Origin of the sequence: Bacillus xiamenensis, assembly GCF_001857925.1 — a bacterium.
Taxonomy (GTDB): Bacteria; Bacillota; Bacilli; order Bacillales; family Bacillaceae; genus Bacillus; species Bacillus xiamenensis.
Window position 1 is genome coordinate 294,070 of the sequence record NZ_CP017786.1, and the last position, 12,841, is coordinate 306,910.

17 protein-coding genes are annotated in these 12,841 nt (G+C 41.0%); 2 read left to right on the top strand and 15 right to left on the bottom strand.

Annotation, left to right across the window (positions count from 1 at the left end; genetic code table 11):
* Positions 1-32 precede the first annotated feature (32 nt).
* Genes moaD through BK049_RS01440 form a run of 6 tightly spaced genes read right to left on the bottom strand, consistent with a single transcriptional unit; the run spans position 33 to position 4,167 of the window.
* Entirely contained in the window at positions 33-266 is a 234-nt protein-coding gene (gene moaD, locus BK049_RS01415; protein ID WP_008356948.1) for a molybdopterin converting factor subunit 1, read from the bottom strand.
* Positions 259-753, bottom strand: coding sequence for a molybdenum cofactor biosynthesis protein MoaE (locus tag BK049_RS01420; protein WP_008356946.1), 495 nt, complete (start codon positions 751-753; stop codon positions 259-261). Before BK049_RS01420 ends, moaD begins: the two co-directional genes overlap by 8 nt.
* Positions 750-1,274: a molybdopterin-guanine dinucleotide biosynthesis protein B gene (mobB, locus tag BK049_RS01425; protein WP_008356945.1), complete on the bottom strand. Its 525-nt coding sequence runs from the start codon at positions 1,272-1,274 to the stop codon at positions 750-752. The genes BK049_RS01420 and mobB overlap by 4 nt, the downstream gene beginning before the upstream one ends.
* On the bottom strand, positions 1,256-2,530 hold the full coding sequence (locus BK049_RS01430) for a molybdopterin molybdotransferase MoeA (protein WP_071167682.1): 1,275 nt from the start codon (positions 2,528-2,530) through the stop codon (positions 1,256-1,258). The genes mobB and BK049_RS01430 overlap by 19 nt, the downstream gene beginning before the upstream one ends.
* A gap of 9 nt (positions 2,531-2,539) precedes the next feature.
* Positions 2,540-3,556 (bottom strand): thiazole biosynthesis adenylyltransferase ThiF, encoded by a 1,017-nt coding sequence (locus BK049_RS01435; RefSeq protein WP_071167683.1) that lies wholly within the window; start codon positions 3,554-3,556, stop codon positions 2,540-2,542.
* Between the two features lie 29 nt (positions 3,557-3,585).
* On the bottom strand, positions 3,586-4,167 hold the full coding sequence (locus BK049_RS01440; protein ID WP_071167684.1) for a molybdenum cofactor guanylyltransferase: 582 nt from the start codon (positions 4,165-4,167) through the stop codon (positions 3,586-3,588).
* A gap of 82 nt (positions 4,168-4,249) precedes the next feature.
* Between BK049_RS01440 and BK049_RS01445 the strand changes: the two genes are divergently transcribed.
* Positions 4,250-5,167 carry a sigmaE regulated sporulation protein gene (locus tag BK049_RS01445; RefSeq protein WP_071167685.1) on the top strand — a complete coding sequence of 306 codons (918 nt, stop codon included), beginning with the start codon at positions 4,250-4,252 and terminating at the stop codon, positions 5,165-5,167.
* A 62-nt stretch (positions 5,168-5,229) separates the two neighbouring features.
* Here the strand turns inward: BK049_RS01445 and rok are convergent, their stop codons facing one another.
* The 3 genes from rok to ahpA all read right to left on the bottom strand — a co-directional run bounded on the left by rok (position 5,230) and on the right by ahpA (position 7,574).
* A complete protein-coding gene (gene rok / locus BK049_RS01450; protein ID WP_008356936.1) occupies positions 5,230-5,811 on the bottom strand; it encodes a transcriptional regulator Rok in 582 nt (193 codons plus the stop codon).
* A 481-nt stretch (positions 5,812-6,292) separates the two neighbouring features.
* Positions 6,293-6,751 carry a TlpA disulfide reductase family protein gene (locus tag BK049_RS01455; RefSeq protein WP_008356933.1) on the bottom strand — a complete coding sequence of 153 codons (459 nt, stop codon included), beginning with the start codon at positions 6,749-6,751 and terminating at the stop codon, positions 6,293-6,295.
* 280 nt (positions 6,752-7,031) lie between these two features.
* A complete protein-coding gene (ahpA, locus tag BK049_RS01460) occupies positions 7,032-7,574 on the bottom strand; it encodes a biofilm-specific peroxidase AhpA (protein ID WP_008356930.1) in 543 nt (180 codons plus the stop codon).
* A 272-nt stretch (positions 7,575-7,846) separates the two neighbouring features.
* Here ahpA and BK049_RS01465 point away from each other — a divergent pair, with 272 nt between their 5' ends.
* The gene (locus BK049_RS01465; RefSeq protein WP_008356927.1) at positions 7,847-8,656 is read left to right on the top strand and encodes a mechanosensitive ion channel family protein; all 810 of its coding nucleotides are present in this window, start codon (positions 7,847-7,849) and stop codon (positions 8,654-8,656) included.
* Positions 8,657-8,677: 21 nt separating this feature from the next.
* On the opposite strand, the gene BK049_RS01470 is transcribed toward BK049_RS01465, so the two are convergent.
* The 6 genes from BK049_RS01470 to BK049_RS01495 all read right to left on the bottom strand — a co-directional run bounded on the left by BK049_RS01470 (position 8,678) and on the right by BK049_RS01495 (position 12,838).
* Positions 8,678-8,920 (bottom strand): YkuS family protein, encoded by a 243-nt coding sequence (locus tag BK049_RS01470; protein ID WP_071167686.1) that lies wholly within the window; start codon positions 8,918-8,920, stop codon positions 8,678-8,680.
* Positions 8,921-8,970: 50 nt separating this feature from the next.
* Positions 8,971-10,146: an N-acetyldiaminopimelate deacetylase gene (locus tag BK049_RS01475; protein WP_071169170.1), complete on the bottom strand. Its 1,176-nt coding sequence runs from the start codon at positions 10,144-10,146 to the stop codon at positions 8,971-8,973.
* A gap of 37 nt (positions 10,147-10,183) precedes the next feature.
* Entirely contained in the window at positions 10,184-10,894 is a 711-nt protein-coding gene (gene dapD, locus BK049_RS01480; RefSeq protein WP_008356921.1) for a 2,3,4,5-tetrahydropyridine-2,6-dicarboxylate N-acetyltransferase, read from the bottom strand.
* 109 nt (positions 10,895-11,003) lie between these two features.
* Positions 11,004-11,429, bottom strand: a complete 426-nt coding sequence (locus BK049_RS01485; protein ID WP_034738594.1) for a flavodoxin — start codon at positions 11,427-11,429, stop codon at positions 11,004-11,006.
* 49 nt (positions 11,430-11,478) lie between these two features.
* On the bottom strand, positions 11,479-12,372 hold the full coding sequence (locus tag BK049_RS01490; protein WP_071167687.1) for a WD40/YVTN/BNR-like repeat-containing protein: 894 nt from the start codon (positions 12,370-12,372) through the stop codon (positions 11,479-11,481).
* Positions 12,362-12,838, bottom strand: coding sequence for a flavodoxin (locus BK049_RS01495; protein ID WP_008356912.1), 477 nt, complete (start codon positions 12,836-12,838; stop codon positions 12,362-12,364). Before BK049_RS01495 ends, BK049_RS01490 begins: the two co-directional genes overlap by 11 nt.
* Positions 12,839-12,841 lie beyond the last annotated feature (3 nt).

Below are 12,841 nucleotides of genomic sequence, written 5' to 3' on the forward strand. Positions count from 1 at the left end.
CCGCTGGCCATAACCAAATCCTCTAATATCTATTATCCACCACTTACAGGAGGAATGAGTGCAACAGTGTCCCCGCTACGCACCTCAGCATTTTCCCTCGTATATATTTCGTTGACTGCAACCATTACGTTCTGTGCAGTATCAACACCATATACCTCCTGTAATTCTATTTTAATCTCATCAACCGTTGTTTGATCTTTTTGAATGATGATTTGTTGTTTACCGGCCTTCTCAGCAAGGCCGGCGAACAATAATACGCTAATCATGCCGATTACCTTCTTTCTCGTTAAGTTGAAGATCACTAGGTTTTCCTTCAGGATAAGAAACGGTTTCAAGCTGATCACCTATCCAGGCCTCTCCATCTTCCCAGTATTCTTTTTTCCAAATTGGAACGATTTCCTTGATTCGTTCAATAGCGTATTCATTGGCTTCGTACGCAGCTTTTCTATGAGGAGATGACACAGCTATTGCGACTGCAATGTCAGATATGTCAAGTGTTCCAATTCGATGAACAATGGCCGCTTCAGTATCAGGCCAGCGCTTCTTGATTTCTTGTCCAATTTGCCTCAACATGCTTTCGGCCATTGGTATGTATGCTTCATAGGTTAAACGCAGCGTTTTTTTACCATTTGTCCACTCGCGTACCGTCCCGATAAACGTCGTAATTGCGCCCGCTTTTCGTCTTGTCACATGCTGAATCAATTCATTCACATCAATCGGCTTTTTTGTTATGTTAAAAAGCTCATCATTCATGCGAGTCTGCCTCCCTTCAATAAGTGAAAAGCAAATGTCATCCCGCACTGGTCAAATGCTGAAAACACAGGAAACGGGTAATTCTCGGTTAATTGTATCTCTTGATCAACATAAATGGCTGCTTGTATATGAGAAAGTGTTGAAAGGTCGATGAGCTCCTGTTCGTTCTTTACACAAACGATTTTACGGTAAGGCGCTTGTTTGTATCCTTCTATCAGGACAGCATCTAACGGGAGATGTTTACACATGTTGAGCAGCTGCTCTAACGTCATGTGCTTCATTGAAAAGTGAAATTCACCTTCTCCCTCCACACCTGCGGCAAACGCTCCCGCTCGAACATATCGATCCGTATCTTTTTCTTTGAACTGACGGTCTGGTTTCCCGCCATGTCCGTGATGTTTGAAACAGCCCAGCTTCAATCCCTCTTGATCAGCCAGCTGACATATCTTTTCGATCAGCGTGGTTTTGCCGCTGTTTTGATAGCCGACCACTTGTAATATGTTTAATTTGGTGTCCAGCATGGGGCACCGCCTTCGTGCTGAAACAGCAAAACTTTGACCTGATCACCCGCCCTAAAACCTCTTGTTCCTCCAGGCAGAACGATGAAACAGTCAGCATCCGCAATAGAGGTCACCGCGCTTGATTTATCAAGACCTGTTGGCGTTACACTCAACTGACTGCCAGTGAATTGATGTGCTGCCCTGACAAATCGGGTGAAGGGATTGGCTTTTGGGAAATCATGTGTCAGCGTTGCCTCAGCAAAAACAGGATATGGATTCACTTTCAAGCACCATTGATTGATCATAGGTTTCACAAATAGTTCAAAGCCAACAAAACAAGCAGCAGGATTTCCTGACAGCCCATACAGCAATTGACCATTTGGCAGCGCAGCAACAGTTGTCACACTTCCAGGTCTCATGGCCACTTTATTAAACAACACCTTTGCCCCTAGCTTTTCATAAATAGCAGGTAAAAAGTCAAAATCACCCACTGATACACCGCCTGTTGTGATCAGCATGTCTACTTTGCTTATAGCTGATTTTACTGCTTGATAGCTTAGATCGAAATCATCGGATACACCGCCTAAATCAAGCGGCTCTCCTCCAGCTTCAAGCACCTGGGCGTAGACCATACTTAGATTACTGTTTCGAATTTTCCCATCCACCATTGCATCACTTACTTGCAGAAGCTCTGTGCCTGTTGAGATGATGCCAATCACTGGTTTTTTGACGACTGGCACAACCGCATACCCGAACGTCGCCAAAATGGCCGTGACGCCTGGGGTTACTTTTGTCCCTTTTTCAACCATCACTTTCCCTTTGAGCGTCTCTTCTCCTTGACGAGAAATATTGTCCCCCTTATGCAGAGGTCTTTTAAGTGACATAAATGATTTCCCATCTTTCTCAAAGGTCTTCGTCAGTTCAATCATGATGACGACATTCGCTCCATTTGGAATCTTTGCTCCTGTCATAATGCGAATAGCTTGAAAAGGACCGATCGTTTTTTCCGAAACAATCCCTGCCCCAATATGATCAATCACCTCAAATTCAACAGGGTGCTCTTTTGATGCTTCTTTCGTATCTTCTGCCCGAAGAGCAAAGCCATCGTACGGAGAACGGTCAAAGGCAGGAACATCATGGTCTGCTAAAATATCCTCTGCAATCATTCTTCCAAGGCTGTCCTTTAAAGGAACCCATTCAACTTGTCCATGCTTTTGAAATTGGCAGACTTTCTGTATGGCCTCTTCTACTGGAATTGGCTGTCGTCTTTCCATCACATCTCACTCCTATATGCCTAGCAGTCTTGCTAGTAATGAATTCGCTGCTTTTTCATCATTTGTCCCATGAATTAATACACGTCCTCCTTTAAAAAAGACAAGACGATACGTTTCATAGCGTATATGGATTAAAAAATCGTTCACTTCCACCTCACAAATAGGTGACAGACGCTCTTTCACATGCTGAAACGAAAGATTCTCTAAATCCTTTGATATGATTTGGACTGTGTCACGCCCGCACAGAACCGCCGTTTTTTTACGCTGTTCATCCAAATATGGATAGGTTCTGTTTGTACCGCAAGATGGACAATCCTCCTGCTTCGTTCGAGATAAATCCATTTTAAACGAAGATAATTGCCATAAATCAAATGTGACAAACTTCTTCTCCATTTGCTCTTCATGCCCTGTTAAATATTTCAGCGCCTCCGTTTGCTGATAAGCCGAAACCATTTGAACAGCGGGGGAAATAATTCCTGCAGTATCACACGTTAATCCCCCGGCAGGCATTGCTTTAAATACACATGATAAGCAAGGGGTTCTATCCGGCAGAATGGTCATATACATCCCTTGACTGCTCACGCAGGCACCGTAAATCCAAGGGGTATTCGTTTCTAATGATAAATCATTCATCACCATTCTTGTCTCAAAATTATCTGTCGCATCAATAACGATATCTGCTCTCTGAAATAACGGCCTTAACAGTTCCACCCCTGCATCCTCAATAAGGGCGTGTATGATCACTTCATGATTGATTTCTTGCAGACGTTTTTTGGCCGCAGCCGCTTTAGGCACATGCGCCTTTGCATCATGTTCTGTGTACAGCTGCTGCCGCTGTAAATTTGAGAATTCTACATAATCACGGTCTACAATCGTCAAAGTGCCAATTCCAGACCGGACAAGTCCTTCAGCAGAAGCAGTTCCAAGTGCACCGGCGCCAACGATCAGGACATGACTTTCACAAAGCGCCTGCTGGCCTTTTTCCCCTACCGGAGGGAACAAAATTTGTCTTGAATATCGCTCGTTCAATATTGTTCTCTCCTCATCGTTTTTATGTATCATATCATACCGTTTTCAGTTAAATCGCTTCTTTTATTGATATTATGAAATTCATTTGCTTCCGCTTTCAGTTCGTCCTCGGTAACAACGCAGACGCTAAGTTTTTTAAGCAAATCTTTGATGGCTAATTGATTCTCTTTGATACATGTCTGAATAAACGGCAGACAGCGGCGGTGATAAAGCGCAAATAAAGGCTGTAACCTTCCCTGTACAAGCGGGACAACGGCATCTACATGCTCATTGCAATAGGACGATAATGCCTCCGCTGTCTCTTTTCGTATAAAAGGCATATCACATGCCGTCACCAAATACCACTCCGCTTCTTGTTTTTGCATAGCGGTATATATTCCTGCAAGCGGTCCATTTCCGCGGACCTGTTCATCATCTAACCAGACAGCTTGTTCACCTCTTTCTTTGAAAAAAGGCAGAAGATTTGGATGACTGATGACGATGATTTGCTCATTTAAAAGCTGCTTTTTAACATGCTCATACAGTGGTTTCCCCTGATACAAATAACTTGCCTTTGGCTCTCCAAAACGTCTGGAAGCTCCTCCAGCTAGTATCACATTCACTACGCTCATCATCTCACCCCTTTGATATGGTTGTTCTAATCGCACTCATTTTGCATACTTTATTGGTAACATGAATAAGGAGGGTCTACCTATGAACCGGCGCCATGCTTCTCCCCTTTTCCATGATCTATCTCAAGAGAATTTATATTTAAAAGCTGAAACTGCCAAATATCAACAAATGATTTCTGATTTACAGTCCACGTATACGTATTCTAAAAATAAAAAGTTAACTCAAGAATATCATGAGATGAAAAAGGATTTCACTCAATTAAAACAACAATTGGATGAAATGACCATTGATCAAAACGATGCAGCCTCTAAAATACAAGATCTCTCCTGTAGCAAATCCGAATTATTACATAAAATTGTCCTTCTCCATGAAATGCTGCAAAAGGAAACCTACCATCGAAGAAAGGAAACAGAAGAAAAGCACCGATTGCATTTGAAGGTTGTAAAATATAAGGAAATGTCTCAGCAATTAAACAACCGGTTACTAGATCAAGATAAACGTCTTGCAAAAGAGGAGAAAAAAGGAAATACTTTATCGGCTGTGATTGAAAAGCTGCAGCAAACTCTTGGCGATAAAAAAGCAGAGCTCCATTTATTACAAGAAGGCGTCAGACATCTTCAGCAGCGTTTTTATGAAACACAAGAAAAATTGCTGCACATCGAAAAAGCAAAAGAAGCGATTTTTTATGAAACGCTCACAAGCTATCAAAAACAGCTAGCAGAAAGCGAAGAATGGATCGCCTCCCACTTTGCTGATATTGACCAGTCTGCTCAAACAAATCCGCAGCCATTTTCACAAGATCACACGCTGCAAACAACGGAAGAAATCGAACCTATTTTGAAGAAACTAAACGAACAAGTAGAATCGCTCCAGGCACAAGTGGATGCAGTGCAGCGTAATGGCGAGGTCATGACAGTGAAGATTGACAGATTTAAAAAGCAGCGTGACAACATGCCTAAGGAGCGAAAGTATGTCTATACAGTTGATCAAAAAAAGTGATCCGTTCTTGATATAAGAAAGAAAAAACTGCTGGCGTTTACGCTCAGCAGTTTCTTTTTTATTTATTCGTCTTCTGTTTGAATGTCGCCTTCTAAAATATACTGTCCGCGATAAGGCTTCTTCACTTCAGGGTACATTTTAATTAAGCTTTGCATAAACGTTGTCATATTTGGAATTTCAAGACCGCTCTCTTTTTCAATCTCTTTTTGAAGCTCGGAGCTTTTAATCGCCGCATTATGTCGCTTTAACGTTTTGATCGCAGCTTCACGAAGCTTAGCTGCCTTTGAACCAGGTCGAGCTGTGCCTCTTCTTCGTCTTGTAGATCCTTCAGGAATACCTACAGGTGCACCATTTAGCTGACCTGTTCCTAAAGATGATGTAACAGTTGATTGCGATTGCGAAGGCTGCTGGTAGCTTCTCATTTCTTGTGCAGCAAGCTCAGCTAATACAGGTAATGAATCCGGTTTTCTCTCTGTACGCACTTCTTTTTTTGTATCTGTTACTAGACCTGTCCCTTGACGGTCTAATTCTCTTAATTTTGCATAAATCGCATCTCGTTCAATTTGATATTCACGGATGACCTTTACTTCTGCTTCGTTTAATTGTTCCAATCGTAAACGTAACGCTTCCCTCTCATTAAACAATGGACTTCCCCCTCATCATATAAAAAATATTCTATAGTAAATATTAGATTAGAAAACTAATTTTATCAACTATTTTTTTATCGTTTTACAGTTTGCTATCAGATAGGTATTTTCAACTAAAATTTTGCCAAAGAAGAAAAATCGGCACCCATTTCATTGCCACTGTAGGCTTTTGACAAACACTAAAAAATTGTAAAAAATTTGAATAAACACTTAAACTACTTGATTTATATAGTTATTTATCAAACTGAAATTTCTTTTGTGCAAAAACGTTCTGAATCGTAAAAAGTTAAAATTTTTACATCTTCATTTCAAAACAAAAATGTAAATAGGTCAATATACCTTTTTTATTAAGGGAATATTTTTTAATGGCGTCCCTCATTTTCTCTTTTCCTAGGAAGAACAGATACAATCACATTCGTCCAGTCTCATATGTCTCCTGTTTTTCCCATGAAAAAACCCCCAATCATGGGGGGAAAGCCTATTCTGCAGCCTTTTCAGACTCAGAAAGAACTCGGTTGACACGTTTTTCAAGCATTTTCATACCGCTTCCGCCAGCTTGGAAGTGACGTAAAGCACCTGTTTTATCAAATACATAATAAGCTGGTACATATTCGTTTTCAAATGCTTCTGTTAGTTTATGTTCACTGTCCACAAAGATAGGCTGTGTGATTTCATGCTCCTGTGCGACCTCTTTGATTTTATCTAGATCTAGATCATCCTCTGAACGCGGCATATGAACTGCGACAACGTTTAGTTGATCCTTGTATTGATCACGGAATTGATTCACTTGCGGCATCGCCTCTTTACAAAGATGACAGCTAACTGACCAGAAGTGGATCAATGTTGGTTTATCACCAATCAATTCTTCTCTCGTTACTTCTCCATTTAACCATTCTTTTGCACCAGTTAGTTCTGGCATCGGTTGACGTAATTTCATTTTGAAGCGCCTCCATCCATTGTATGTGTCGAAACAAAAAGGTCTAACATCAGTTAGACCCCAGCGTGTAGATAAACCCTCGCATTCTTTGTCAGTCCTGCGTGCAGGTGCTCACGAATGTCAAATTCGCTCCGCTCCGGTACTCGTCCTTCCTAGACTGCAAAGGTTTTCAGGTCACGCTGAAAAGAAGACAAAGGGCTAAAATTAAGATCATTTTAGCCCTTTGTCAACAATCTGAGGTCTAACATCAGTTAGACCCTTCTGTTTCTTCAGCTATCAATTAAAGTGTTTTTTGACCAGGTTTCCAGTTCGCTGGGCAAAGTCCACCAGTTTGTAATGCTTGAAGAACACGTAATGTCTCATCTACATCACGACCGATATTGTTGTGGAATACTGTTTGGTATTGAAGTTCGCCTTCTGGGTTAATAATGAATAGACCGCGAAGTGCGATTCCTTCTTCTTCAATTAAAACGCCGTATTCTCTAGATACTGTGTGGTTTGTGTCAGCAGCTAGCGGGTATTTTAATTGACCAAGACCATTGTCTTTACGATCTGTGTTGATCCAAGCTAAATGCGTATGAATTGTATCAGTAGATACACCAATGATTTCTGCATCTAAGTCTTCGAACTCATCATAACGATCGCTCATTGCTGTAATTTCAGTTGGGCAAACAAATGTGAAATCCATTGGATAGAAGAAAAGAACTGTCCATTTGTCATTCTTCATGTTTTCCTCTAAACTAACTTTACCAAATTCCTTGTTAGCAAGTACTGCTTCCATTTCAAAACGTGGAGCTTGTTTTCCTACAAAACGCTCTGCCATATGTAAATCCCTCCATAAAATAATATCTTTATACAGACTTCTTAGCTGTATATAAAATGAGAATCAAAAGGTTGAATTCTCATTTAGTTAATAACTTCACAAACATAATTATAATACTTAAGCGATTTTTAGTCAATATTAATTAATAATAAATTTAATTAACGCCCTGTCACAATCTATCGCTGCAACTAATAAAAGTTTAACATGACTTGCATAAGGGAACAAATGATTAGCTTCTCTTTTAGCGCATACATAGAAAGGTTTTGAAAATCATGAAAGCATTTGAACAAGTAGATTGGATTTCCATCATCCTCAATAGCAGTATGATTTTGTTAAAATTAATCGCTATTTTTGTGATTTATTTTGTCGTAAGAGCCGTAGGAAACAAGATGATTAAGCGCGCCTACGAAAAATTCTCTAACAAGCATGACGTCTCTTTATCAAGAGCTCAGACACTGCAAAGTCTTACGTTAAATATCTTCGCCTACTTATTGATTTTTATTCTAGTTGTCATGATCCTTGACCTATTTCATTATAATCCAACCGCTTTACTAGCTGGCGCAGGTGTCATTGGACTTGCGATTGGATTTGGCGCACAGGGATTAGTCAGTGATATTGTGACTGGATTTTTTATTCTGTTAGAAAAACAATTTGATGTCGGCGAGTATATTACGGTTGCAGGCTTTGATGGGATCGTAGAACAAATCGGACTTAGAACAACGCAGCTAAGAAGCTTTGATGGTACTCTTCATTTCATTCCAAATCGAAGTATACTCAATGTAAGCAATCATTCAAGGGGAACGATGCAGGCACTCGTTGATATCGAATTATCTCCAGATGAGAATGTGGATCAGATGATCACAACCTTGCAAGCAGCCTGTGATGAAGTGCGGGAAGAAACACCTCAAATCATCGAAGGACCTCAAGTTGTTGGAGTGGAAGCATTCGGTTCCTCTTCTCTCGTGCTGCGTATCATTGCGAAAACTGAAACAATGGAGCAATGGCGGGTAGAACGAATCTTACGCAAAAAAATGAAAGAAGTACTCGATCTAGAAAAAGAGCAAAAAGAACCAGGATCATAATCTCCCGGTTCTTTTTGTGTTTTATTGAACACGCTGTTTTACTTCTTGACAAATTTCATCATCTGTCATACCTGACGCTGTAATGACAGATGCCTTTGTCGTTGTGTCTGAAATGCCAAGAACATTTGAATCTAGTCCAGTGACCACATAGCAGTCACACTGATCCATTTGCTGTTCATTTTGAATACGTACGACATCATACCCTTTTTGCTTCAAAAGTTCTTCCACATCGGATAAAGATGGTTCTACACCAATTCTTGTCATAATCAAGAACACCTCCTGTTCATAAGGTGTACAGGAGGTGGCTCGATTATTCATTCACCCGCTTGCTTTTTGAAATAGGCCGTCATGACATTCACAGCCGTTTCAATAGCCTTTTCATCAGGTGTCAGCTTTGCATGATGCAGCCCATACGGTGAATCTACCCCTAACCAAAACATGAATCCAGGGTATTTTTTCAGCATGTAGCCAAAATCTTCTCCTGTCATGGCTTCTCTGCATTCAATCACATTCGCAAGTCCTTCTTCGGCGACATATGACATAAATTCTTCTGTCATATCCTTTGAATTGTCCACTTCGTAATAGGATGAAGGGTAACGGACTGTTGCTTTGCATTCGTAGCCTATCTCAATTCCTTTTGCTAGTGCTTCAATTCGTTTTCTCACCTTTTCCATCGACTCTGGTGAGAGCGTGCGAATGGTTCCATCCAGTTTCGCGTGTTGTGCAATGATGTTTTGAGCGGTTCCTCCTGAAATTGTGCCGATTGTAATCACTGCACTATCTAGAGGATCCACATTACGTGAAATGACAGATTGCAGCTGGCCTACAAGTGCACTTGCTGCCACAACCATATCGTTCGCTAAATGAGGATAAGCGGCATGTCCGCCTTTTCCTTCTAAATCAATCACTAGTTCACTCGTATTGGCAAATAGTAGACCCGGTTTTGTTGCAATCGTTCCGACTGGATATTCAGGTGCAATATGCAGCGCTGTAATAAAGTCTGGCGTCCATTTTTTCAAGACATCACTTGCAAGCATCGGTTCAGCTCCGCCAGGTCCTTCTTCTGCCGGTTGAAAAAGAAAGAGTATATCTTCTTTGATTGGGTGATGAACAAAATAATCAATGATACCAAGGGCAATGGTCATATGAAAATCATGTCCACACGCATGCATTTTCCCCTCATGTACAGATTGAAATGAATAGCCAGTTTCCTCTGGAATAGACAGGCCGTCCATATCTGCGCGATAAGCAAATACGCGCGCTGGGTTTGTCCCCTTCACTTTCACAAAGAGTCCAGTCCGCCATGTTTCCATGTCAATTCGATCTTTTGGATACGATTTGAGATGCTCAATGAGATAAGCTTGTGTTTTGAACTCTTGGAAACCAAGCTCAGGAATTTGGTGCAAATCTCTTCGAATGGATATTAATTGCTCAAGATTTAACAAGTGCACTCGCTTCCTTTCCTCTATACGAATAAGACGTGGATACATCATCCACGTCTATGTCTTCAGCTGCGAATGGTAAAAATTAAAGCTGACGCAGTTCTTGTTTGATTTCAGTCTTACCTTTTGTTTTTTCATCAATGTCTTTGATTTTCTTTGCAGGTGTTCCTGCTACAACTGTGTAAGGCTCCACATCATTTACAACGATCGCACCAGCTGCTACAACCGCACCTTTTCCAATTGTCACACCTTCTAAAACAACAGCGTTCGCACCGATGACAACGTCATCTTCTACGACAACTGGTTTAGCAGAAGGTGGCTCAATGACACCTGCAAGAACAGATCCAGCACCGATATGACAGTTCTTACCTACTGTCGCACGACCGCCAAGAACCACGTTCATATCAATCATCGTACCTTCTCCGATGACTGAACCGATGTTAATAGATGCACCCATCATGATGACGGCATTATCACCGATCTCAACTTGATCACGAATGATGGCACCTGGTTCAATACGTGCTTTAATATTTTTTAAATCTAACATAGGAATCGCAGAGTTGCGGCGGTCATTTTCCACAACAACATCTTCAATTTTGTCTTTGTTTGATTCTAGAGCTACTTGAATTTCGCTCCACTCACCGAAGACAACACCTGTGCTACCTGTGATGAATGTTTTTGCATGTTCACCAAATTCAATACCTTCTAAGTCCCCTTTGATATAGACTTTAACAGGTGTTGATTTTGTACTATTTTGAATAAATGAAATAATTTCATTCGCATCCATTTGTTTCATGTATGTATGTCCTCCTCTTAATTTATACTTCATTACTGTATCAAAGGAGAGTTTTAATGACAAGTGAAAGAATCGTCTCCATATTGGCAAATAAAACAAGCGGGCTCCATTATCCAGCTTCTTGCTGGTGAAGAAGAACAAATTGTTTGCCAAAAGAAATCAGTTCCTCTTCTTCCTCTCCTTCTGGATTCAGCTCAATTTTTACGGATGGGAGGACAATTTCACCGCCTAACTCCTTTACCTTTTCTTCAATTAAGTCAACAGCTCCGCAGAAATGTTCATATGATGTATCTCCAGAACCGAATACTGCGAATGCTTTACCCGTCAAATCCAGCTCATCCATTTCTTCATATAAATCAATAAAATCATCTGGAAGATCACCATCTCCCCATGTATATGCACCTAACATAATGTACGAGTAATCCTGAAGAAGTTCAGCATCAATATCCATCGCTTCATGCCGGTCCACGCTAGCTCCTGCTTCCGTTAATCCCTTTTCAATTAAATCAGCCATTGCTTCTGTATTTCCTGACATCGTGGCATACACCAATAAAACCTTTTCCGTCACTTTTTCTTCCTCCTTATTAATGAATCAGCGCAGGCTCCTCATAAGGCCTGACAAACTTACTTTCATATAATCCTGCACAGAAAAAATTTTCTTTTTGATTGGCGACACGAAGACCGTGTCCTTTGATCGTGTCAAACCATTTGAGCTCTTTTTGCTCTATATCGAGCTGGTACACTTTAGAATATCCGTGTTCGTCCTGTGAGGTAGTCACATAAATGATGCCATTATCCTCTGACACATCCAAAAATGATTCCTCTCTAGCAAAGGCTTGTGATTGAATATCATGAAGAACATTTGTATGTAAGTCTAAAATTTGAACAGATCCTTTTTTGCCTTTTTTAGAGCCTAATGCACAGACAAGAAGATGCTTCTGACAAAACAGCATAGACGCTGTCATTCGGTGCTCTTCTCTGTTTAGCAGAAAAACCTGTTCACTCTGCAAGTCATACACCCATATGCCTCCGTGCACCTCATGAATCTGCGTTCCAATATAAAGGTGATCACCTGCTATACATAACGAACGAATCACTGGAGGCTGATTCACATGAGCAAATGGCTTCATAATTTCCCAGGAAATCCCGAAATCAGTTGACACATAAATGCTGTGCTTTCCGTGTGCAAACACAAAACCATCTTTGCGCCCTGTAATAGACCAAACGACTGCATTTGTTGGAAATGATGATATCGCCCATGTATTGCCCTCATCTCCTGATCGGATGACTGTTCCATTTTCACCAACACCAAACAAATAAGGACCAATATAGCTAATGGCGTGGATTTTATGCTTGAGCTTAAACAGTTGCTGCCAGCCGCTCTCAACACTGTAGTGAAAAATACCTTCTCGTTTGACCGCTACAAAGTATCCGCCACTTTTAGATGCAGCAACGGCCGTTGCACCTTTATGAAACATGATGTTCAGCTCTTTTCTCAGACAAAGCTGCCCACGTTAAGAAACTCGTTGCAAACTCCTCGCAGCACGCCACATCCTCATCTGTATCTGGCGCAAGTTCCATTTTCAATGTTTCAGGAAATACGGATGCACCTGTTGATTTCAGCATGTCATGGAATGTATGGACAGCCTCGCAAAACTTCGGATAACTGTAATCACCTGATCCAAATACCGCCGCTTTGATGCCACTAAGTTCAAGAGTTGAGACCTCTTCATAAAAATCCTCAGCTTCATAAGGCAAATCACCATCACCCCATGTGTAAGAGCCGATCAATACATAATCGTATGAAGAAAGATCTTCTGCGCTCGTATCGTCAAATTCCATCATCTCTGTTTCTATCCCTTTTCCTTCAAGCGTTTGTTTTAAGATCGCTGCTATATCTTCCGTATTGCCAGACATACTCGCAAATGCAATTAGCGCTTTCATCTA

Bases quoted from the DNA above. Each gene is read 5' to 3' on its own strand.
- moaD (WP_008356948.1), bottom strand. From the start codon at position 266: ATGATTAGCGTATTATTGTTCGCCGGCCTTGCTGAGAAGGCCGGTAAA.
- BK049_RS01420 (WP_008356946.1), bottom strand. From the start codon at position 753: ATGAATGATGAGCTTTTTAACATAACAAAAAAGCCGATTGATGTGAAT.
- mobB (WP_008356945.1), bottom strand. From the start codon at position 1,274: ATGCTGGACACCAAATTAAACATATTACAAGTGGTCGGCTATCAAAAC.
- BK049_RS01440 (WP_071167684.1), bottom strand. From the start codon at position 4,167: ATGAGCGTAGTGAATGTGATACTAGCTGGAGGAGCTTCCAGACGTTTT.
- BK049_RS01445 (WP_071167685.1), top strand. From the start codon at position 4,250: ATGAACCGGCGCCATGCTTCTCCCCTTTTCCATGATCTATCTCAAGAG.
- BK049_RS01455 (WP_008356933.1), bottom strand. From the start codon at position 6,751: ATGAAATTACGTCAACCGATGCCAGAACTAACTGGTGCAAAAGAATGG.
- ahpA (WP_008356930.1), bottom strand. From the start codon at position 7,574: ATGGCAGAGCGTTTTGTAGGAAAACAAGCTCCACGTTTTGAAATGGAA.
- BK049_RS01465 (WP_008356927.1), top strand. From the start codon at position 7,847: ATGAAAGCATTTGAACAAGTAGATTGGATTTCCATCATCCTCAATAGC.
- BK049_RS01470 (WP_071167686.1), bottom strand. From the start codon at position 8,920: ATGACAAGAATTGGTGTAGAACCATCTTTATCCGATGTGGAAGAACTT.
- BK049_RS01475 (WP_071169170.1), bottom strand. From the start codon at position 10,146: ATGTATCCACGTCTTATTCGTATAGAGGAAAGGAAGCGAGTGCACTTG.
- dapD (WP_008356921.1), bottom strand. From the start codon at position 10,894: ATGAAACAAATGGATGCGAATGAAATTATTTCATTTATTCAAAATAGT.
- BK049_RS01485 (WP_034738594.1), bottom strand. From the start codon at position 11,429: ATGTCAGGAAATACAGAAGCAATGGCTGATTTAATTGAAAAGGGATTA.
- BK049_RS01490 (WP_071167687.1), bottom strand. From the start codon at position 12,372: ATGTTTCATAAAGGTGCAACGGCCGTTGCTGCATCTAAAAGTGGCGGA.
- BK049_RS01495 (WP_008356912.1), bottom strand. From the start codon at position 12,838: ATGAAAGCGCTAATTGCATTTGCGAGTATGTCTGGCAATACGGAAGAT.